Genomic DNA, 22,075 nt, shown 5'->3' with positions numbered 1-22,075 from the left:
TCGATGGGGATGCGTCCCTGTTCCGGGGCGATCATGGTACTGCTGTTCAGCAAAGTCATCGGCGTCTTTGGCTGGGGAATAGTCTCGGCGCTGGCAATGGCGGCGGGAACGTCGCTGACGATTACCTCTCTGGCGCTGCTGGTGCACAGTTTTCGTACGCTGGCAGTCAGGTTGAGCAGCAATCATGCACCGGTACTATGGCGGCAGGTCGGTTGGTTAACGCTGGCGTTAGCCGGTGGCGCGATATTAGTGGTGGCAGCAGGAGTGATGTGGGTGAGTGCAGTGCCAGTGGGAAGGGGATTAAGACCGTTTTGATTTTGCCGGATGGCGTTAGCGCTTATTTGGCCTACTGTTCGTGTAGGCCCGGTAAGCGTTAGCGCCACCGGGCAGTACTGAGATTAACGCTTCAGCGCGTCGCTCAGTTCGTCACGCATATTCGCCAGCATCGCTTTAACCACGCGCGGGTTACCCGCCACGATGTTGCCGGTCGTCATGTAGTTGTGACCACCGGTAAAGTCGCAGACCAGGGCGCCAGCTTCACGGGCGATCAGTTCACCCGCGGCGAAATCCCACGGACGCAGACCAATTTCGAAATAACCGTCAACGCGCGCAGCGGCAACATAGGCCAGATCCAGCGCAGCAGAACCGGTGCGACGGAAGTCAGCACACTCGGTAAACATTTTGCCGAGGATATTCATGTAAGAGGTGGCGTGCTGTTTGGCTTTGAACGGGAAGCCGGTCGCGATAATAGTGCCGTCCAGGTCACGCGCATTGCTGCCGCGCAGACGGTAACCATTCAGCTGTGCGCCCTGACCGCGGGTTGCGGTGAACAGTTCATTACGCATCGGATCGTAAACCACGGCGACTTCAGTGCGGCCTTTAATACGTACGGCGATGGAAACCGCGAAGTGCGGCAGACGTTTTACGAAGTTGGTGGTGCCATCCAGTGGATCGATAACCCATTGAACATCCTGATCGGTACCTTCATGTTCACCGCTTTCTTCGGTGATGATGGTGTGCTGCGGGTAAGATTTGCGGATCGTTTCGATAATAATCGCTTCAGCGGCTTTATCGACGTTGGTCACGAAATCATTGCTGCCTTTCTGGCTGGTTTCTACTGAGTCAGGCGTTTCGTAGTGTTTGGCAATTACATTACCCGCCTTGCGCGCTGCGCGCACGGCGATGGTCAGCATCGGATGCATCGGTCTCTCTCACTGGATGTTAAAGAACGGGAAAACGGCGCAGAGTATAGCAGCGAGATCGGAATATGTCTTCGATTTATGATAATATGGCCGAATAATCTTTAGCTGAAGAAAGACAATGCTGCAAAATATTCGAATCGTGCTGGTGGAAACGTCTCACACCGGCAATATGGGCTCTGTTGCCCGCGCCATGAAAACAATGGGGTTAACCAACCTGTGGCTGGTTAACCCGCTCGTGAAACCTGACTCCCAGGCCATCGCTCTGGCGGCAGGGGCCAGTGACGTGATCGGCAACGCGCAGATCGTCGATACCCTCGATGAAGCGCTGGCCGGATGCAGCCTGGTGGTCGGGACCAGTGCACGTTCGCGTACGCTGCCGTGGCCGATGCTTGACCCGCGTGAATGCGGTTTAAAAAGCGTAGCGGAAGCGGCAAATACCCCCGTGGCGCTGGTGTTTGGTCGTGAACGCGTTGGGCTGACCAATGACGAACTGCAAAAATGCCATTACCATGTCGCGATTGCGGCGAACCCGGAATACAGTTCGCTGAACCTGGCAATGGCGGTACAGGTCATCGCGTATGAAGTGCGCATGGCCTGGCTGGCGACGCAGCAAAATCCTGATGCGGTCGTGCATGAAGAAGCACCGTACCCGCTGGTAGACGATCTGGAGCGGTTTTACGGTCACCTTGAGCAGACGTTGCTGTCGACGGGGTTTATCCGTGAAAACCATCCGGGACAAGTGATGAACAAGTTGCGCCGTCTGTTTACGCGTGCGCGTCCGGAGAGCCAGGAGCTGAATATTCTGCGTGGAATGCTTGCTTCTATTGAGCAGCAGAATAAAGACAAGTAAGTGCAAACCATCCGGCAAAGCAAAATGGCACTGAAGGTTAAATACCTGACTAAAACAGTCAAGTAAATAGTTGACTGATTTAGTCGGGAATGTCAGACTTGGCCCTGCTATGCAATACCCCCATTTTACAATAAAAAACCCCGGGCAGGGGCGAGTTTGAGGCTAAGTAAGACATGAGACTGACATCTAAAGGGCGTTATGCCGTGACCGCAATGTTGGACGTTGCGCTCAACTCCGAAGCGGGCCCGGTACCGTTGGCTGATATTTCTGAACGTCAGGGAATTTCCCTTTCTTATCTGGAACAGCTGTTCTCCCGTTTGCGTAAAAATGGTCTGGTGTCCAGCGTACGTGGGCCAGGCGGTGGTTATCTGCTGGGTAAAGATGCCGGCAGTATTGCAGTCGGTGAAGTGATTAGCGCTGTTGACGAGTCGGTAGATGCGACACGTTGTCAGGGCAAAGGCGGTTGTCAGGGCGGCGATAAATGCCTGACCCACGCGCTGTGGCGCGATCTGAGCGACCGTCTGACCGGTTTCCTCAACAACATTACGTTAGGTGAACTGGTGAATAACCAGGAAGTCCTGGATGTGTCTGGTCGCCAGCACAGCCACGACGCTCCACGCACAAATCGTGCACAAGACGCGATTGACGTTAAGTTACGCGCTTAATTTAACCGTCCTGTTTCGGGTTGCATCTGCGTTGGCTGCACATGTTCACCCCGCTTACTTTTGTAAGCTCTCGGGGATTCGCATGTTTACCGCCTTGCTGAAACGCGAAACAGTTAGGTTAACGATAAGAAGATTTTCGAGTCAGGCCGGAGCGTTTGCGCTCCGTTAACACGGTCGTACATCCAGCCGGTTGCCTGACTCCTTGCATTGAAGCGATGTACGGAGTTTATAGAGCAATGAAATTACCGATTTATCTCGACTACTCCGCAACCACGCCGGTGGACCCGCGTGTTGCCGAGAAAATGATGCAGTTCCTGACACTGGACGGAACCTTTGGTAACCCGGCCTCCCGTTCACACCGTTTCGGCTGGCAGGCTGAAGAGGCGGTTGATATCGCCCGTAATCAGATTGCCGATCTGGTGGGTGCCGATCCGCGTGAAATCGTCTTTACTTCCGGTGCGACTGAATCCGACAACCTGGCGATCAAAGGTGCAGCCAACTTTTATCAGAAAAAAGGCAAGCACATTATCACCAGTAAAACCGAGCACAAAGCGGTACTGGATACCTGCCGTCAGTTGGAGCGTGAAGGGTTTGAAGTGACCTACCTGGCGCCGCAGAGCAACGGGATTATCGATCTCAAAGAACTGGAAGCGGCGATGCGTGACGACACCATCCTGGTTTCCATCATGCACGTGAATAACGAAATCGGCGTGGTACAGGATATCGCGACTATCGGCGAAATGTGCCGTGCTCGCGGCATCATCTATCATGTTGACGCCACCCAGAGCGTGGGCAAACTGCCTATCGATCTGAGCCAGTTGAAAGTTGACCTGATGTCCTTCTCCGGTCACAAAATTTATGGCCCGAAAGGGATCGGCGCGCTGTACGTTCGTCGTAAACCGCGTATTCGCATTGAGGCACAGATGCACGGCGGCGGTCACGAGCGTGGCATGCGTTCCGGTACGCTGCCTGTCCACCAGATCGTCGGTATGGGCGAAGCCTATCGCATCGCGAAAGAAGAGATGGAAACCGAGATGGCGCGTCTGCGCGGTCTGCGTAACCGTCTGTGGAACGGCGTGAAAGATATGGAAGAAGTCTACCTGAACGGTGACCTTGAGCAGGGCGCACCAAATATCCTCAACGTCAGCTTTAACTACGTTGAAGGCGAGTCGCTGATTATGGCGCTGAAAGACCTCGCGGTCTCTTCCGGTTCTGCCTGTACCTCTGCGAGCCTCGAGCCTTCCTACGTGCTGCGCGCACTGGGAATGACCGACGAGCTGGCACATAGCTCTATTCGTTTCTCTTTAGGTCGTTTTACTACCGAAGAAGAGATTGATTACACCATCGAACTGGTTCGTAAATCTATCGGCCGTCTGCGTGACCTTTCTCCGCTGTGGGAAATGCACAAGCAGGGCGTGGATCTGAACAGCATCGAATGGTCACATCATTAATCGGTACCGATAAGGAGAATTCATCATGGCTTACAGCGAAAAAGTAATCGATCATTACGAGAATCCACGTAACGTGGGCTCTTTTGACAACAGCGATGAGAACGTGGGCAGCGGCATGGTGGGTGCACCAGCCTGTGGCGACGTGATGAAGTTGCAGATCAAAGTTAACAATGAAGGTATCATTGAAGACGCGCGTTTCAAGACTTACGGCTGCGGTTCCGCTATCGCCTCCAGCTCCCTGGTTACCGAATGGGTGAAGGGGAAATCACTGGACGAAGCACAGGCGATCAAAAATACCGATATTGCCGATGAGCTTGAGCTGCCGCCAGTGAAAATTCACTGTTCTATTCTGGCAGAAGACGCGATCAAAGCCGCCATTGCGGACTACAAAAGCAAACGTGAAGCAAAATAAGAAGAGTTGAGGTTTTATTATGTCGATTACACTTAGCGACAGTGCAGCAGCGCGAGTAAATACCTTCCTGGCGAACCGTGGTAAAGGGTTTGGCCTGCGTCTGGGCGTGAGAACCTCCGGCTGCTCAGGTATGGCGTATGTACTGGAATTTGTTGATGAACCGGCGGCAGAAGACACCGTGTTTGAAGACAAAGGCGTTAAGGTTGTGGTCGACGGAAAAAGCCTGCAATTTCTGGACGGAACGCAGTTAGACTTCGTGAAAGAAGGTCTGAACGAAGGGTTCAAGTTCACAAACCCGAACGTGAAAGACGAGTGTGGTTGCGGCGAAAGCTTCCACGTGTAACGCGCGTCATCCGAAAACCCCGCCGTGGCCTTGCTACGTGTGGGGTTTGTTCTAACAGGCTACCCCTGAGAATGTTATGGACTACTTCACCCTCTTTGGCTTACCGGCCCGTTATCCGCTCGATATTCAGGCGCTGAGCCTTCGTTTTCAGGATCTGCAACGCCAGTATCACCCTGATAAATTTGCCAGTGGTACCCAGGCGGAACAGCTTGCTGCCGTCCAGCAATCCGCCACTATCAACCAGGCCTGGCAAACGCTGCGCCATCCCCTGATGCGCGCAGAATATCTGCTTTCGCTACACGGTTTTGATCTCAGCAACGAGCAGCACACGGTGCGCGATACCGCGTTCCTGATGGAACAACTGGAACTGCGCGAAGAGCTCGACGAGATTGAACAGGCGAAAGACGAGGCGCGGCTGGAACAGTTTATTCAGCGCGTGAAAAAGATGTTTGATAGCCGCCATCAGTTGATGGTGGAACAACTGGATAACGAGACGTGGGACGCCGCGGCCGATACCGTGCGTAAACTGCGTTTTCTCGATAAACTGCGAAGCAGTGCAGAACAACTCGAAGAAAAACTGCTCGATTTTTAAACTTCGGAAGCAATTATGGCCTTATTACAAATTAGTGAGCCTGGTCTGAGCGCAGCGCCACACCAGCGTCGTCTGGCTGCGGGTATCGATCTCGGGACCACCAACTCTCTGGTCGCAACCGTGCGTAGCGGTCAGGCGGAAACGCTGGCCGATCACGACGGTCGTCATCTGCTGCCGTCCGTCGTTCACTATCAGCCACAGGGCCACACGGTCGGCTATGATGCGCGCGCTAATGCTGCGCTGGATACCGCCAATACCATCAGTTCAGTGAAACGCATGATGGGACGTTCACTGGCGGATATTCAGACTCGCTACCCGCATCTGCCATACCGTTTCCAGGCAAGTGAAAATGGCTTGCCGATGATTGAAACGGCGGCGGGTTTGCTAAATCCGGTCCGTGTTTCAGCCGATATCCTGAAAGCGTTGGCGGCGAGAGCCTCTGAGTCGCTTTCCGGCGATTTGGATGGCGTGGTGATTACCGTACCGGCGTACTTTGACGATGCACAGCGTCAGGGGACCAAAGATGCCGCACGCCTGGCGGGCCTCCATGTGCTGCGCCTGCTCAATGAACCGACCGCTGCGGCGATTGCCTACGGTCTGGATTCCGGCAAAGAGGGCGTCATTGCAGTGTATGATCTCGGTGGCGGTACGTTTGATATTTCTATTCTGCGCCTGAGTCGCGGGGTATTCGAAGTGTTGGCGACTGGCGGGGATTCCGCGCTTGGTGGCGATGACTTCGACCACCTGCTGGCGGATTACATCCGTGAACAGGCGGGAATTGCCGATCGCAGCGATAACCGCGTGCAGCGCGAACTGCTGGATGCCGCCATCGCGGCGAAAATCGCGCTCAGCGATACCGAGTCAGTCACGATTAACGTGGCGGGCTGGCAGGGCGAGATTACCCGCGAACAGTTTAATGAACTCATTTCCGCGCTGGTTAAGCGTACGCTGCTGGCCTGTCGTCGCGCACTGAAAGATGCCGGCGTTGAGGCGCAAGAGGTGCTGGAAGTGGTGATGGTTGGCGGTTCCACGCGCGTACCGCTGGTGCGTGAACGTGTGGGTGAATTCTTCGGTCGCCCGCCGCTGACGTCAATCGACCCGGATAAAGTGGTGGCGATCGGCGCGGCAATCCAGGCGGATATCCTGGTTGGTAATAAACCGGACAGTGAAATGCTGCTGCTCGACGTGATCCCGCTGTCGCTGGGACTGGAAACGATGGGCGGCCTGGTGGAGAAGGTGATTCCGCGTAACACTACGATTCCGGTGGCGCGCGCGCAGGACTTTACTACCTTCAAAGACGGCCAGACCGCGATGTCTATCCACGTCATGCAGGGTGAACGTGAACTGGTGCAGGACTGCCGTTCGCTGGCGCGCTTTGCCCTGCGTGGTATTCCGGCGCTCCCGGCAGGCGGCGCGCATATTCGCGTGACCTTCCAGGTGGATGCTGACGGTCTGCTGAGCGTCACTGCGATGGAAAAATCCACCGGCGTTGAGGCTTCTATTCAGGTGAAACCGTCCTACGGTCTGACCGACAGCGAAATTGCCTCAATGATTCAGGATTCGATGAGCTTTGCCGAGCAGGACGTAAAAGCCCGTATGCTGGCAGAGCAGAAAGTCGAAGCGGCGCGCGTGCTGGAGAGTTTAACCGGCGCGCTGACCGCTGATGCCGCGCTGCTAAGCGCCGCAGAACGTCAATTGATCGACGATGCCGCCGCGCACCTGAGCGAAGTGGCGCTGGGCGATGATGTTGACGCTATCGAACAAGCCATTAAAAACGTAGACAAACAAACCCAGGAATTTGCCGCTCGCCGTATGGATCAGTCGGTCCGTAGCGCGCTGAAAGGCCATTCCGTGGACGAGGTTTAATATGCCAAAGATTGTTATTTTGCCTCATCAGGATCTCTGTCCGGATGGCGCAGTTCTGGAAGCTAAGACCGGTGAAACCATTCTTGACGTTGCGCTGCGCAACGGTATCGAGATTGAGCACGCCTGCGAAAAATCCTGTGCCTGTACGACCTGCCACTGCATTGTGCGTGAAGGTTTTGACTCCCTGCCGGAAAGCACGGAAGAAGAAGACGACATGCTGGATAAAGCCTGGGGACTGGAGCCGGAGAGCCGTTTAAGCTGTCAGGCTCGCGTAACCGGGGATGATTTGGTAGTCGAAATCCCACGTTACACAATCAATCATGCTCGTGAGCATTAACAGAGGGTAGTATGGGACTGAAGTGGACCGATAGCCGCGAAATCGGTGAAGCGCTGTACGATGCGTTCCCCGATCTCGATCCAAAGACCGTTCGTTTCACCGATCTTCATCAGTGGATCTGCGATCTTGAGGAATTTGATGACGACCCTGACGCATCCAATGAAAAAATTCTGGAGGCGATTCTGCTAGTCTGGTTAGATGAAGCAGAGTAAGTCACATAACGGGCTGCCATGAGGCGGCCCGTTTGCTAATAAGGATAAATAACATGACAGAAGCCATGAAAATTACGCTTTCCACACAACCTGCTGACGCACGCTGGGGTGAAAAAGCTACATACAGTATCAATAACGATGGTATTGCCCTGCACCTTAATGGGAAAGATGACCTGGGTCTTATTCAGCGCGCGGCACGTAAAATCGACGGCCTTGGCATCAAGCATGTGCAACTGGCAGGCGAGGGCTGGAATGCAGACCGCTGCTGGTCATTCTGGCAGGGCTACAAAGGGCCGAAAGGCAGCCGAAAAGTGGAATGGCCAGAGCTGGACGACGGACAGCGTCAGGAGCTGGATAACCGTCTGACCATCATTGACTGGGTGCGTGACACAATTAACGCACCGGCGGAAGAGCTGGGTCCAGAGCAACTGGCGCAGCGTGCCGTTGACCTGCTGTGCAGCGTGGCGTGCGATCACGTCTCTTACCGTATTACCAAAGGCGAAGATCTGCGTGAGCAGAACTATATGGGGCTGTATACTGTGGGGCGCGGCTCTGAACGTCCTCCGGTCCTGCTGGCGCTCGACTACAACCCGACAGGAGATAAAGAAGCCCCGGTTTTTGCTTGCCTGGTCGGGAAAGGGATCACCTTTGATTCCGGCGGTTACAGCATCAAGCAGAGCGCCTTTATGGACTCCATGAAGTCCGACATGGGCGGTGCCGCAACGGTAACCGGCGCGCTGGCATTTGCGATCACGCGCGGTCTGAACAAACGCGTGAAGCTGTACCTGTGCTGTGCGGATAACCTGATCAGCGGTAACGCGTTCAAGCTGGGCGATATCATCCACTATCGCAACGGTAAAAACGTCGAAGTGATGAATACCGACGCGGAAGGGCGTCTGGTGCTGGCGGATGGCCTGATTGACGCCAGCGCGCAGAAGCCAGAGCTGATCATTGATGCTGCGACGCTGACCGGAGCCGCGAAAACCGCGCTGGGTAACGACTACCACGCGCTGTTCAGCTTCGATGACCAACTGGCGAACCGTCTGCTGGCAAGCGCGGCCGAAGAAAACGAGGCGTTCTGGCGTCTGCCGCTGGCGGAATTCCACCGCAACCAGTTGCCGTCTAATTTTGCCGAGTTGAACAATACCGGCAGCGCGGCGTATCCGGCAGGGGCGAGCACAGCCGCAGGATTCCTGTCGCACTTTGTGGAAAACTACCAGCAGGGTTGGCTGCATATCGACTGCTCGGCGACCTACCGCAAAGCGCCGGTTGAGCAGTGGTCTGCCGGTGCGACCGGTCTGGGTGTGCGCACTATTGCAAATCTACTGACTGCCTGAAAGGTGTTTTTGTAGGCCGGGTAAGCGAAGCGCCACCCGGCATTTTGCCTGGTAGCGACGCAGTGCGTCTTATCAGGCCTGCAACCCATAGATAATTTGTGATCTCTATGTCCGAAACAAAAAACGAATTAGAAACCCTGCTGGAGCAGGCGGCGACTGAACCCGCACACCGTCCGGCATTTTTCCGCACCCTGTTGGAATCCACTGTCTGGGTACCTGGTACTGCGGCAGACGGCGAAGCGATTGTCGAAGACAGCGCGCTCGATCTTCAGCATTGGGAAAAAGAAGATGGCACCACCGTTATCCCCTTTTTCACCTCGCTGGAAGCGTTGCAGCAGGCCGTCGAAGATGAGCAGGCGTTTGTGGTGATGCCAGTACGGACGCTGTTTGAAATGACGCTCGGCGAAACGCTGTTCCTCAACGCCAAATTGCCGACGGGTAAAGAGTTTATGCCTCGCGAAATCAGCCTGCTGATGGGGGAAGAGGGCAATCCACTGAGCACGCAGGAAGTGCTGGAAGGTGGGGAATCGCTGATTCTCTCCGAAGTGGCCGAACCACCAGCACAGATGATCGATTCGCTCACGACGCTGTTTAAGACCATCAAGCCGGTGAAGCGTGCGTTTCTCTGCTCAATTAAAGAGCGCGCGGACGCTGAGGCAAATCTGCTGATTGGTATTGAGGCCGATGGCGATATTGAGGAGATTATTCAGGCTGCGGGCAGTGTGGCAACTGATACGCTACCGGGCGATGAACCGATCGATATCTGTCAGGTGAAAAAAGGGGAGAAAGGGATCAGCCACTTTATCACCGAACACATCGCGCCGTTCTACGAACGCCGCTGGGGCGGGTTCCTGCGTGATTTCAAACAGAACCGAATTATTTAAGTGAAGGAAAGCCGCCCCGAAAGGCGGCATCCTCGTTTACCTGCCCTGGTCGCTGGTCTTTACGAGAACAGAATTACTGGGGTAACTCTGGTCTGCGTGAAGGCACAACACACCAGAAACAAGAAGCACGATACAGACGTACCGTATCGTCATTGTGCGGTCCATGCAAAGACCGCTTCACGACAGCACCACTGGCGATAATGCCTTGACAGCAAGCACTACGACATGCCTGCGCTAACGGCCAAGGGACATCCTTTTCTGAAGCCAGTGCCCGCTTGCGAGGCGGCGAAAAGGGCCGGGAAGAATGATACATCAACTTCCTAATAGTTTCTTGGCTAACTAACTTGACATTATTTTCCTTAAAAGAGAGTATTACCCCACTACGGCATGCCTGCGTTGCTATGGCAACACAGCCAGCTGGAAAGGCCGCGAACCGGACCAGCACAAAAAAACCGCTCAAACGTTTGAGCGGTTTTTTTGTGGGCGAAGCTGACTAAGAAATCAGAATTTATTTAGCGTCAGCCGGTTCTACCGGTAAATCGGTACGCGATCCCCATTCACTCCACGCGCCGTCGTACAACGTGACGTCTGGCACGTCCAGCGTCGCAAGCGCCAGCACGACGACGGCTGCCGTCACGCCAGAACCACAACTGGCGATAATCGGACGATCAAAACTCACGCCGTGGCGAAAGAAGATGGCATCCAGTTCGTCGGTTGTTTTCAATTCGCCTTCCTGAACCAGTTCTGTCCACGGCACGTTTAAGGCGCCGGGTATATGACCGCGTCTGAGACCTGGACGCGGCTCGTCGACTTCAGCATTAAAACGTGCTGCCGGGCGGGCATCGACAATCTGTGCGCTTTTCTCATGGCTGGCGAGCAGGACGTCGGTGACGCGCACGACGGCTTCAGAGGTAAACACTGCATTAAACTCACCTTCCGGGAGTTCGACGTTACCTTCCTGTAGCGGCAACTCATCACGTTGCCAGCCCGCCAGACCACCACCCAAAATGGACACGTTCTCCACGCCAAAGGTGCGCAACATCCACCACGCGCGCGGGGCGGAGAACAGATTACCCTCGTCATACACGATCAGATGTTTATCCTGATGTACCCCCAGTTCACGCATCGCCACAGCGAAGCTTTCCGGGCGTGGCATCATATGCGGCAGAGGTGAAGTGTGGTCGGAGAGCGCTTCGATATCGAAAAACACCGCACCCGGGATATGTCCCGAGCGATACTCTTGCGCAACGTCGCGGTCTTCCTGTCCTGGCGGCGCCATACGGGCGTCGATAATTTGAATCTGCGGATCGTCAATATGCTCGGCAAGCCAGTCGGCGGCGACAAAAAAGGCGGTAGTCATGGGGATCTCCATGTTTATCAGGTGTCCGGTAAATTGTCAGGCCTTTGCCGACAGGGGACAAGTAAAAGAGGCTGATTTGTCCGGTGATCCCACATTTCTTAATTAAATTCAGACAAGATGGGAGGGGAAAGAGACTTACACAAAGTGAAATCTCACGCATAATAACGGTTCTACGTTGCTAACGGGCCATACTGGCCAGGGATGAAAAATGAAACACATACGCGTAGTCGCCTGCATGCTCATGCTGGCGCTGGCTGGGTGCGATAACAACGATAAAGCTCCGACAGCGGCAAAAAACGACGCCCCCGCCACACAACCCGCGGCGGAAAAGAAAGCGGAAAAAGATACCGCACAGTTGCAGAAACTGGCCCGACAAAGCGAGGGCAAAGCGCTGACGCTGCTGGATGTCTCAGAGGTGCAGTTGGACGGCGCATCGACGCTGGTGTTGACCTTTTCCATCCCGTTAGATCCTGAACAGGATTTTGCCCGTCTCGTCCACGTGGTGGATAAAAAAAGCGGCAAAGTCGATGGCGCATGGGAACTGTCGCCGAATCTGAAAGAGCTGCGTTTACGCCACCTGGAACCGAATCGTGACCTGCTGGTGACCATTGAGCGCGATCTCAGGGCGCTGAACAAAGCGACCTTCGAAATCAACTATGAGAAAAGCCTCACCACGCGTGATATTCAACCCAGCGTGGGTTTTGCCAGCCGTGGTTCACTGCTGCCGGGGAAAGTGGTGGAAGGGCTGCCCGTGATGGCGCTCAACGTGAACAACGTAGACGTTAACTTTTTCCGCGTGAAACCTGAATCGCTGGCAGCCTTTGTCAGTCAGTGGGAGTACCGGAATTCGATGTCCAACTGGGAGTCCGACAATCTGCTGAAAATGGCGGATTTGGTCTATACCGGTCGCTTCGATCTCAATCCTGCGCGTAACACCCGCGAAAAACTTCTTCTGCCGCTGAGCGAGATTAAGCCGTTGCAGCTGGCGGGTGTCTACGTCGCGGTGATGACCAAAGCCGGGCAGTACGAGTACAGCAACGCCGCAACGTTGTTCACGCTCAGCGACGTCGGCGTATCGGCACATCGCTATCAGAACCGGCTCGATGTGTTTACGCAAAGTCTGGAGAATGGTGCCGCGCAGCAGGGGGTAGATGTCGCTTTGCTGGATGAAAAAGGACAGACCCTGGCGAAAGCGACCAGCGATGCGAAAGGCCATGTACAGCTTGAAAATCACCAGAATGCCGCGCTGTTGCTGGCGCGTAAAGAGGGGCAAACCACGCTGCTGGATCTGAAGCTCCCGGCGCTGGATTTAGCAGAATTCGACATCGCGGGGGAGCCTGGCTACAGCAAACAGTTCTTTATGTTTGGCCCGCGCGATCTCTACCGACCCGGCGAGACGGTGATCCTCAACGGTCTGCTGCGTGACAGCGACGGCAAGACGCTGCCCGATCAGCCAGTGAAGTTGGAGGTCGTTAAACCGGACGGCCAAGTGATTCGTACTGTCGTCAGTCAACCGGATAACGGGTTGTATCGCTTTACTTATCCGCTGGACAGCAGTGCGCCGACCGGAATGTGGCACATTCGCGCCAACACGGGCGATAACCAAAGCCGGATGTGGGATTTCCACGTTGAAGATTTCATGCCGGAGCGAATGGCGTTGAATCTCACCAGTCAGGAAACGCCTTTGTCGCCGTCTGATAAGGTGACGTTCTCGGTAGTGGGCTACTACCTTTACGGCGCCCCGGCGAATGGCAATGCGCTGCAAGGGCAGCTGTACCTGCGCCCACTGCGTGATGCCGTGCCGTCACTGCCCGGCTTCCAGTTTGGCAATATCGCTGAAGAAAACCTGTCGCGCACTCTTGATGAAGTCCAACTGACGCTGGACGAAACCGGGCGTGGTGACATCAGCACTAATAGCGAGTGGCGTGAGACCCACTCACCGTTGCAGGTGATATTGCAGGCCAGCCTGCTGGAGTCTGGTGGTCGTCCAGTTACGCGTCGCGCTGAGCAGGCGATCTGGCCGGCTGACACATTACCGGGTATCCGCCCGCAATTTGCCGTTAAAGCGGTGTATGACTACCGCACCGATACTACGGTGAATCAGCCGATTGTTGATGAAGACAGCAACGCCGCTTTTGACATTGTCTATGTCGATGCCCAGGGAGAGAAGAAAGCGGTCTCCGGGTTACAGGTGCGTTTGATTCGTGAGCGTCGCGACTACTACTGGGACTGGCTGGAAAGCGAAGGCTGGCAGTCGCGCTTTGATCAAAAAGATCTGCTGGAAGGTGAGCAGACGCTGGATCTGAAAGCCGATGAAACCGGCAAAGTGACATTCCCGGTCGAATGGGGTGCCTACCGACTGGAAGTGAAAGCGCCAAACGATGCGATCAGTAGCGTCCGTTTCTGGGCAGGTTACAGTTGGCAGGATAACAGTGATGGCAGCGGGGCGGCTCGGCCGGATCGCGTGACATTGAAGCTGGACAAACCGGCCTATCGTCCGGGCGACACCATGAAGCTGCATATTGCGGCACCGGCGGCGGGGAAAGGGTATGCGATGGTAGAATCCAGTGAAGGTCCGCTGTGGTGGCAGGAAATTGATGTCCCGGCGCAGGGGTTGGATCTCTCCATTCCGGTCGATAAATCGTGGAATCGCCACGATCTATACCTGAGCACGCTGGTGGTGCGTCCGGGAGATAAATCTCGTTCTGCAACGCCGAAACGTGCCGTAGGCTTGCTGCATTTACCGCTGGGAGACGAAAACCGACGTCTGGAGCTGGCGCTGGAAAGCCCGGCTAAAATGCGTCCGAACCAGCCGTTGACCGTGAAGATCAAGGCCAGCAGTAAAAACGGCGAGACGCCAAAACAGGTTAACGTCCTGGTGTCGGCAGTGGACAGCGGCGTGTTGAACATTACCGATTACGTTACGCCGGATCCGTGGCAGGCCTTCTTTGGACAAAAACGCTACGGCGCGGATATTTATGACATTTATGGTCAAGTGATTGAGGGCCAGGGGCGTCTGGCCGCACTGCGCTTTGGCGGTGATGGCGATGAACTGAAGCGCGGCGGTAAACCGCCGGTCAACCATGTAAATATCGTGGCGCAGCAGGCGCAACCGGTCACGCTCAATGAGCAGGGTGAAGGCAGTGTGACGCTACCGATTGGCGATTTTAATGGCGAGCTGCGCGTGATGGCGCAGGCGTGGACGGCGGATGACTTTGGCAGCAATGAAAGCAAAACTATCGTCGCCGCCCCGGTCATTGCTGAGCTGAATATGCCGCGCTTTATGGCCGGTGGCGATACCTCGCGACTGGTGCTGGACGTGACCAACCTTACCGATCGACCACAGTCACTGAACGTGACGCTGGCCGCCAGCGGACTGATCGAACTGGTCAGCGACCAGCCTGCGCAGGTCAATCTGGAGCCGGGCGTGCGCACAACCTTGTTTGTTCCTGTTCGTGGGAAAGAAGGATTTGGTGATGGTGAACTGCAGGCGACGTTAAGTGGATTGAACGTGCCGGGAGAAGACATCGGACCGCAGCAAAAGCAGTGGAAGATTGGCGTACGTCCGGCATTCCCGGCGCAAACGGTCAATAGCGGCGTGATGCTGCAACCGGGGGAAAGCTGGACCCTTCCTGAAGAAGGGTTGATGAACTTCTCACCGGTGACGTTACAGGGCCAACTGCTGTTCAGTGGTAAACCGCCGTTAAATCTGGCGCGCTATATTCGCGAACTGAAGGCGTATCCTTACGGCTGTCTGGAACAAACCACCAGTGGCCTGTTCCCGTCGCTTTATAGCAATGCCGCGCAACTACAAGCGCTGGGCATCGCGGGTGATACTGACGAGAAGCGTCGTGCGGCAATCGAAACCGGGATTGCCCGCCTGTTACAAATGCAGCGTGATAACGGTGGTTTCGCGCTGTGGGACAAAAATGGTCCGGAAGAGTACTGGCTGACCGCCTATGCGATGGATTTCCTGGTTCGGGCGGGTGAGCAGGGCTATAGCGTTCCAGCGGCGAGGATCAATCAGGGCAATGCGCGCCTGCTGCGATACCTGCAGGATCCGGGAATGATGTCGATTCGCTACTCCAGCGATACGCAGGCAAGCAAATTTGCCGTGCAGGCTTATGCCGCGCTGGTCCTGGCGCGGCAGCAAAAAGCCCCGCTTGGCGCGCTACGCGAGATCTGGGAACGGCGCAGTCAGGCGGCATCCGGCTTACCGCTGCTGCAATTAGGTATAGCGTTGAAAACGATGGGGGATGCGAAACGGAGTGACGATGCGGTTGCGCTGGCGCTCTCCACCCCGCGTCACGATGAACGTCAGTGGCTGGCTGATTACGGTAGTCCGCTTCGCGATAACGCCCTGATGCTGGCGTTGCTGGAAGAGAATAACCTTAAGCCGGACGTCCAGAACTCGCTGCTGAACACGCTCTCTGAACAAGCGTTTAGTCAGCGCTGGCTGTCAACGCAGGAGAATAATGCGCTGTTCCTGGCAGCCCGTTCGCTGCAGGATCTACCCGGTATCTGGCAGGCGCAGACTTCTCTTGCGGAGCAACCGCTGACGGGCGATAAAGCGCAAACCCGTAATCTGGATGCCGATCAACTTGCGGCGTTGCAGGTGACGAATAACGGTGCTCAACCGATGTGGTTGCGCCTGGACGTGAGCGGCTATCCACAATCGGCTCCGTCACCTGCCAGCAATGTGCTGCAGATTGAGCGTCATATTCTGGGCAGTGACGGGCAGAGCAAATCGCTGGATTCCCTGCGTAGTGGTGAACTTGTTCTGGTCTGGCTGGAAGTGAAAGCCAGTCAGGATGTACCGGATGCGTTGGTGGTGGATCTGCTGCCAGCCGGGCTGGAACTGGAAAACCAGAATCTGGCAAACGGTAGCGCCAGCTTGCAGGACAGCGGCAGCGAGGTGCAAAACCTGCTCAATCAAATGCAGCAGGCAGATATTCAGCACGTTGAGTTTCGGGATGACCGCTTTGTTGCCGCCGTGGCAGTGAATAGTGGACAGCCGGTGACGCTGGTCTATCTGGCGCGAGCGGTGACGCCGGGAACCTATCAGGTGCCGATGCCCATGGTAGAATCGATGTATGTACCACAATGGCGGGCGACCGGTGTAGCCGGGGACATTCTGATTGTTAAGCCGTAAATGGGGCGATTAACCGGCAAACGCGGCGGTTGGCTTTGGCTGACCGCCGCGTCTGTTTTACTCGTTTGCGCCGTCTGGGTGGCAGATAAAATCTGGCCGCTGCCTTTACGTGAGGTCAATCCGGCGCGAGTGGTCGTGGCCCATGACGGAACGCCACTGTGGCGGTTTGCTGACGCGGATGGCATCTGGCGCTATCCGGTAACGCCTGAAGAGGTCTCTCCGCGTTATCTTGAGGCGCTCATTAATTACGAAGACCGCTGGTTCTGGAAACATCCGGGGGTAAACCCTCTCTCCATTCTTCGTGCCGCCTGGCAGGATCTCTCCTCCGGACGAGTGATTTCTGGCGGCAGTACGCTGACCATGCAGGTAGCGCGATTACTCGATCCACATCCCCGCACTTTTGGCGGTAAGTTTCGCCAGCTCTGGCGCGCTCTGCAGCTCGAATGGCATCTCTCAAAACGCGACATCCTGACGCTGTACCTCAATCGTGCGCCGTTTGGCGGCACGTTGCAGGGAATTGGCGCGGCCAGTTGGGCCTATCTCGGAAAACCTCCGTCACAGCTCAGTTACTCTGAAGCTGCGTTACTGGCGGTATTACCGCAGGCACCGAGTCGACTGCGCCCTGATCGCTGGCCGGATCGGGCAGAAGCTGCGCGCAACAAAGTGCTTGAGCGGATGGCAATGCAGGGGATTTGGTCGCCGCACCAGGTGGAGGAATCACGTGAAGAGCCGGTCTGGCTGACGCCTCGCCAGATGCCGCAACTGGCACCGCTGTTCTCGCGGATGATGTTGGGTAAAAATCAAGGCGACAAAATTGTCACCACCCTGGATGCCGGGCTGCAACGACAGCTGGAAGAACTGGCACAAAACTGGAAGGGCAGGCTGCCAGCGCGAAGTTCGCTGGCGATGATCGTCGTCGATCACACTGACATGAGCGTGCGTGGCTGGGTCGGTTCGGTCGATCTGAATGATGCCACGCGTTTCGGTCATGTGGATATGGTCAAGGCGATTCGATCGCCCGGTTCCGTGCTTAAGCCTTTTGTCTATGGGCTGGCGCTGGATGATGGATTAATCCACCCGGCGTCTTTATTGCAGGATGTACCGCGCCGTAGTGGGGATTATCGTCCAGGTAATTTTGACAGCGGTTTTCATGGCCCTGTCAGTATGAGCGAAGCGCTGGTGCGCTCGCTGAATTTACCTGCGGTACAGGTGCTTGAGGCCTACGGTCCGAAGCGTTTTGCCGCACAATTACGCAATAGTGGACTGCTGCTGTACTTGCCTGCGGGCGCGACTCCTAATTTGTCGCTTATTTTGGGGGGCGCAGGCGCGCGGCTTGAGGATATGGTCGCGGCGTACAGCGCTTTTGCTCGCCACGGCAAAGCGGGAAAACTGCGTTTGCAGCCGGGCGATCCCCTTGTCGAACGCAGACTGATGTCGCCCGGTGCGGCGTGGATCATCCGGCGTATTTTGGCCGATGAAGCGCAGCCGCTGCCGGATAGCGCGCTTCCCCGGATGGCCCCGTTGGCATGGAAAACGGGCACCAGCTATGGCTATCGCGATGCGTGGGCGATTGGCCTCAATGCTCGCTATGTCATCGGTATCTGGACGGGCAGACCGGACGGTACGCCCGTTGTCGGACAGTTCGGTTATGCCAGTGCAATCCCGCTGCTCAATCAGGTAAACAACCTGCTCTTAGCCCGTGGCGCCTCGCTGCCGGAAGATCCGCGCCCGCAGTCGGTCACCCGTGGCGTTGTGTGCTGGCCTGGCGGGCAGTCTCTTCCCCCTGGTGACAGCAATTGTCGGCGTCGTCTGGCCACCTGGCTGCTGGAAGACGTGCAGCCGCCCACGCTGTTGCTGCCGGAGCAGGAAGGGGTGAGCGGTATTCGTTTCCCGATCTGGCTGGATAAGGCAGGCCGACGCGTTGCCGCTGATTGTCCGCAGGCGCAAGAACAAATGCTGATTGTCTGGCCGTTGCCGCTTGAACCGTGGTTGCCCGCCGCTGAGCGTCGCCGTGTGCGCTTGCCGTTATCCTCAACGGTGTGTCCGCCGCACGGGCAGGATCCCGCATTACCACTGTTGCTGTCTGGCGTGCGTGATGGCGCAATCGTCAGACGTTTACCGGGGGCTACAGAGGCGAGCGTAACGCTTCAGAGCAGCGGCGGCACAGGAGAGCGCTGGTGGTTCCTTAATGGCGAACCGCTACAAGAACGTGGGCGCGGTGTCACGTTACGTCTGCGCGAAAAAGGTGACTATCAGCTACTGGCGATGGATGAGAGCGGGCAGGTTGCGACGGTGAGGTTTACGTTGCAGTAGACCAGGTTGACACTTTTTGTTGCTAATGCTCATCTTATTTTAAAAAAATGTTACCTTCATCCATATGCAATAGCCGGGATGCTCTTTATAATCCGCGCCAGGTAAAACACAACAGAACATCTTTCAGAGGTAATCATGGCTATTGAACGTACTTTTTCCATCATCAAGCCAAACGCGGTGGCAAAAAACGTTATTGGTAATATCTTTGCGCGCTTTGAAGCAGCAGGGTTCAAAATCGTCGGTACCAAAATGCTGCACCTGACCGTTGAACAGGCGCGCGGTTTCTATGCTGAGCATGATGGCAAACCGTTCTTTGACGGTCTGGTCGAGTTCATGACCTCTGGTCCTATCGTGGTGTCCGTGCTGGAAGGCGAAAACGCGGTACAGCGTCACCGCGATCTGCTGGGTGCAACCAACCCGGCTAACGCCCTGGCGGGTACGCTGCGTGCCGACTACGCCGACAGCTTCACTGAAAACGGGACTCACGGTTCGGATTCCGTGGAATCCGCCCAGCGCGAAATCGCCTATTTCTTCGGTGAAGGCGAAGTGTGCGCTCGCACTCGCTGATCCCTTCGGGAATAATTTTTCGGTAAATGCCGCGTGCAAACGTGGCATCCTTGCGCCAGACTTTGTACAATGCAACGCCCCGGATGAGCACAGCTTACCGGGGCGTTTCTTTTCAACCTCCCATGGGCCATAACGTGTAACAACGAGGCCGGAAAAAATTATGTCTGAATTAGTTAACACTTCCGAAATCATCACCCCTGCGGTTCCTGCGAAAAATGGCAAAATCAACCTGCTGGATCTGAATCGTCAGCAGATGCGCGAATTCTTTAAAGAGATGGGTGAGAAGCCGTTTCGCGCTGACCAGGTGATGAAATGGATGTACCACTATTGCAGCGACAACTTTGATGAGATGACTGACATCAACAAAGTGCTGCGCAACAAGCTCAAAGAGGTGGCGGAAATCCGCGCACCGGAAGTGGTTGAAGAACAGCGCTCCTCCGATGGCACCATCAAATGGGCAATTGCCGTGGGCGATCAGCGCGTCGAAACGGTGTATATCCCGGAAGATGATCGCGCCACGCTGTGCGTCTCTTCGCAGGTGGGTTGTGCGCTGGAATGTAAATTCTGTTCAACCGCACAGCAGGGTTTTAACCGTAACCTGCGCGTTTCTGAAATTATTGGTCAGGTCTGGCGTGCGGCGAAAATTGTCGGCGCGGCGAAAATCACTGGTCAGCGTCCAATCACCAACGTGGTGATGATGGGGATGGGGGAACCGCTGCTCAACCTGACTAACGTTGTGCCAGCCATGGAAATCATGCTTGATGATTTCGGCTTCGGTCTGTCCAAGCGTCGCGTCACGCTGTCGACTTCCGGCGTCGTGCCTGCGCTCGACAAATTAGGTGACATGATTGACGTCGCGCTGGCGATCTCGCTGCACGCGCCGAATGACGACATTCGTGACGAAATTGTACCAATCAACAAAAAGTACAATATCGAAACCTTCCTGGGCGCGGTTCGCCGTTATCTGGAGAAATCCAATGCCAACCAGGGACGCGTCACTATTGAATACGTCATGCTGGATCACGTTAACGATGGCACAGAGCATGCGCATCAACTGGCAGAGTTGCTGAAAGATACGCCTTGTAAAATTAACCTGATCCCATGGAACCCGTTCCCGGGGGCGCCTTATGGACGTAGTTCTAATAGCCGTATTGACCGTTTCTCTAAGGTGCTGATGAGCTACGGCTTTACCACCATTGTGCGTAAAACACGCGGTGATGATATTGACGCTGCCTGCGGACAACTGGCGGGGGATGTGATCGACCGGACTAAACGTACACTACGTAAGCGTATGCAGGGTGAGGCTATCGACGTTAAAACCGTCTGATGCACATTGCGCCAAAGCCGGATTTTTGTGCTGTGGCGCAATGTAATTTGCATGAGGGCCAGGGTTGTACTTGTCCGGTCAATAATAACGGTGCGTTTTTGTCGACTTTAAGGCAGTATGTACGGCGCGACAATAGTTTAGCCCTCAGGCTTAAGCTGTTTTTGTTAAGAGTCAGCAGAGAGGTTTATACTGTTTGACTCAGGTTGACTGAACCGATTTTCGCGGTGTGGGTGGGCATTGTGACTCACCGGCGCCTGAACCCTAATTTTCACCAGCAGCTGTAGCGAATGAATACTGAAGCCACTCACGACCAACATGAAGCACAATCCACCGGCGTTCGCCTACGTAATGCCCGTGAACAACTCGGACTCAGCCAGCAGGCTGTCGCTGAGAGACTTTGCCTGAAGGTATCCACCGTACGCGACATTGAAGACGATAAGGCGCCTGCCGACCTGGCTTCAACGTTCCTGCGCGGATACATTCGCTCTTATGCACGTCTGGTCCATATTCCTGAAGAAGAACTGTTACCGGCTCTGGAGAAACAGGCTCCGGTGCGTGCGGCGAAAGTGGCACCGATGCAGAGCTTCTCATTAGGCAAGCGCCGTAGAAAGCGTGATGGCTGGTTGATGACGTTTACCTGGCTGGTGCTGTTTGTGGTGGTCGGCCTGACGGGCGCATGGTGGTGGCAAAACCACAAAGCGCAGCAGGAAGAGATCTCCACGATGGCCGATCAATCCTCTGCTGAGCTGAACGCCAACAGCGAAAACACACAAAGCGTGCCGCTGGACACCAGCGCGACGGCAACTCAGGACAACACGCCAGCGGCAACCGGTCCGGCGGAGACGGTGCAAACGCCTGCGCCGACGACGGCACCTGCGGTTGACCCGCAGCAGAACGCCGTAGTCGCGCCTTCTCAGGCCAACGTTGATACCGCAACAACCTCTCCTGCGACACCGGCAACGCCGGATGGCGCGGCACCGTTGCCGACCAATCAGGCGGGTGTGGAAGCCGCTGCGGATCCAAACGCGCTGGTAATGAACTTTACCGCCGATTGCTGGCTGGAAGTCAGCGATGCGACAGGTAAAAAGCTGTTCAGCGGAATGCAGCGTAAAGATGGTAATTTAAACCTGACCGGTCAGGCACCTTACAAGCTTAAAATTGGCGCGCCGGCTGCGGTGCAGATCCAGTATCAAGGAAAACCTGTC

General features: G+C 55.6%; 19 protein-coding genes and 1 pseudogene. 17 read left to right on the top strand and 3 right to left on the bottom strand.

Annotation, left to right across the window (positions count from 1 at the left end):
- Positions 1-315: pseudogene (locus AB7E14_RS05420) on the top strand (nickel/cobalt transporter); the annotation flags it as partial.
- An 83-nt stretch (positions 316-398) separates the two neighbouring features.
- Here AB7E14_RS05420 and suhB read toward each other — a convergent pair.
- A complete protein-coding gene (gene suhB / locus AB7E14_RS05415; RefSeq protein WP_042999816.1) occupies positions 399-1,202 on the bottom strand; it encodes an inositol-1-monophosphatase in 804 nt (267 codons plus the stop codon).
- Between the two features lie 118 nt (positions 1,203-1,320).
- Between suhB and trmJ the strand changes: the two genes are divergently transcribed.
- From trmJ to sseB, 11 genes are all read left to right on the top strand, one after another.
- Positions 1,321-2,052 carry a tRNA (cytosine(32)/uridine(32)-2'-O)-methyltransferase TrmJ gene (gene trmJ, locus AB7E14_RS05410; protein WP_042999817.1) on the top strand — a complete coding sequence of 244 codons (732 nt, stop codon included), beginning with the start codon at positions 1,321-1,323 and terminating at the stop codon, positions 2,050-2,052.
- Positions 2,053-2,225: 173 nt separating this feature from the next.
- Positions 2,226-2,717: a Fe-S cluster assembly transcriptional regulator IscR gene (gene iscR, locus AB7E14_RS05405; protein WP_042317591.1), complete on the top strand. Its 492-nt coding sequence runs from the start codon at positions 2,226-2,228 to the stop codon at positions 2,715-2,717.
- A 236-nt stretch (positions 2,718-2,953) separates the two neighbouring features.
- Positions 2,954-4,168: a cysteine desulfurase gene (iscS, locus tag AB7E14_RS05400; protein ID WP_042999818.1), complete on the top strand. Its 1,215-nt coding sequence runs from the start codon at positions 2,954-2,956 to the stop codon at positions 4,166-4,168.
- A gap of 25 nt (positions 4,169-4,193) precedes the next feature.
- Complete coding sequence (gene iscU, locus AB7E14_RS05395; protein ID WP_002913991.1) at positions 4,194-4,580, top strand: Fe-S cluster assembly scaffold IscU; 387 nt, start codon at positions 4,194-4,196, stop codon at positions 4,578-4,580.
- Positions 4,581-4,599: 19 nt separating this feature from the next.
- On the top strand, positions 4,600-4,923 hold the full coding sequence (iscA, locus tag AB7E14_RS05390) for an iron-sulfur cluster assembly protein IscA (RefSeq protein ID WP_003037681.1): 324 nt from the start codon (positions 4,600-4,602) through the stop codon (positions 4,921-4,923).
- A 76-nt stretch (positions 4,924-4,999) separates the two neighbouring features.
- Positions 5,000-5,515 (top strand): co-chaperone HscB, encoded by a 516-nt coding sequence (gene hscB, locus AB7E14_RS05385; protein ID WP_058586953.1) that lies wholly within the window; start codon positions 5,000-5,002, stop codon positions 5,513-5,515.
- 15 nt (positions 5,516-5,530) lie between these two features.
- The gene (hscA, locus tag AB7E14_RS05380; RefSeq protein WP_044253086.1) at positions 5,531-7,381 is read left to right on the top strand and encodes a Fe-S protein assembly chaperone HscA; all 1,851 of its coding nucleotides are present in this window, start codon (positions 5,531-5,533) and stop codon (positions 7,379-7,381) included.
- 1 nt (position 7,382) lies between these two features.
- Positions 7,383-7,718: an ISC system 2Fe-2S type ferredoxin gene (gene fdx, locus AB7E14_RS05375; RefSeq protein WP_042999822.1), complete on the top strand. Its 336-nt coding sequence runs from the start codon at positions 7,383-7,385 to the stop codon at positions 7,716-7,718.
- A gap of 11 nt (positions 7,719-7,729) precedes the next feature.
- The gene (gene iscX, locus AB7E14_RS05370) at positions 7,730-7,930 is read left to right on the top strand and encodes a Fe-S cluster assembly protein IscX (RefSeq protein ID WP_042999823.1); all 201 of its coding nucleotides are present in this window, start codon (positions 7,730-7,732) and stop codon (positions 7,928-7,930) included.
- Between the two features lie 53 nt (positions 7,931-7,983).
- On the top strand, positions 7,984-9,267 hold the full coding sequence (gene pepB, locus AB7E14_RS05365) for an aminopeptidase PepB (RefSeq protein WP_316962742.1): 1,284 nt from the start codon (positions 7,984-7,986) through the stop codon (positions 9,265-9,267).
- Positions 9,268-9,374: 107 nt separating this feature from the next.
- The gene (gene sseB / locus AB7E14_RS05360) at positions 9,375-10,151 is read left to right on the top strand and encodes an enhanced serine sensitivity protein SseB (protein ID WP_042999825.1); all 777 of its coding nucleotides are present in this window, start codon (positions 9,375-9,377) and stop codon (positions 10,149-10,151) included.
- Positions 10,152-10,187: 36 nt separating this feature from the next.
- Here the strand turns inward: sseB and timP are convergent, their stop codons facing one another.
- Both timP and sseA read right to left on the bottom strand, forming a co-directional pair.
- Positions 10,188-10,304: a small toxic inner membrane protein TimP gene (timP, locus tag AB7E14_RS05355; RefSeq protein WP_369862412.1), complete on the bottom strand. Its 117-nt coding sequence runs from the start codon at positions 10,302-10,304 to the stop codon at positions 10,188-10,190.
- A 355-nt stretch (positions 10,305-10,659) separates the two neighbouring features.
- A complete protein-coding gene (gene sseA / locus AB7E14_RS05350; RefSeq protein WP_316962741.1) occupies positions 10,660-11,511 on the bottom strand; it encodes a 3-mercaptopyruvate sulfurtransferase in 852 nt (283 codons plus the stop codon).
- A gap of 208 nt (positions 11,512-11,719) precedes the next feature.
- Here sseA and AB7E14_RS05345 point away from each other — a divergent pair, with 208 nt between their 5' ends.
- From AB7E14_RS05345 to rodZ, 5 genes are all read left to right on the top strand, one after another.
- Positions 11,720-16,663 carry an alpha-2-macroglobulin family protein gene (locus AB7E14_RS05345; RefSeq protein WP_428169388.1) on the top strand — a complete coding sequence of 1,648 codons (4,944 nt, stop codon included), beginning with the start codon at positions 11,720-11,722 and terminating at the stop codon, positions 16,661-16,663.
- A complete protein-coding gene (pbpC, locus tag AB7E14_RS05340; RefSeq protein ID WP_316962739.1) occupies positions 16,664-18,976 on the top strand; it encodes a peptidoglycan glycosyltransferase PbpC in 2,313 nt (770 codons plus the stop codon). It begins immediately after the preceding gene.
- Positions 18,977-19,111: 135 nt separating this feature from the next.
- Positions 19,112-19,543 (top strand): nucleoside-diphosphate kinase, encoded by a 432-nt coding sequence (ndk, locus tag AB7E14_RS05335; RefSeq protein ID WP_042999829.1) that lies wholly within the window; start codon positions 19,112-19,114, stop codon positions 19,541-19,543.
- A gap of 160 nt (positions 19,544-19,703) precedes the next feature.
- Complete coding sequence (locus AB7E14_RS05330; RefSeq protein ID WP_042999830.1) at positions 19,704-20,870, top strand: bifunctional tRNA (adenosine(37)-C2)-methyltransferase TrmG/ribosomal RNA large subunit methyltransferase RlmN; 1,167 nt, start codon at positions 19,704-19,706, stop codon at positions 20,868-20,870.
- A gap of 287 nt (positions 20,871-21,157) precedes the next feature.
- A partial coding sequence (rodZ, locus tag AB7E14_RS05325; protein ID WP_428169387.1) for a cytoskeleton protein RodZ occupies positions 21,158-22,075 on the top strand: 918 nt, incomplete at its 3' end.

This window comes from Citrobacter sp. (genome assembly GCF_050252275.1).
Lineage (GTDB): Bacteria > Pseudomonadota > Gammaproteobacteria > Enterobacterales > Enterobacteriaceae > Citrobacter_A > Citrobacter_A amalonaticus.
Note: the sequence above shows the minus strand (reverse complement) of the source record. Positions and strands in the feature narration are given on the sequence as shown.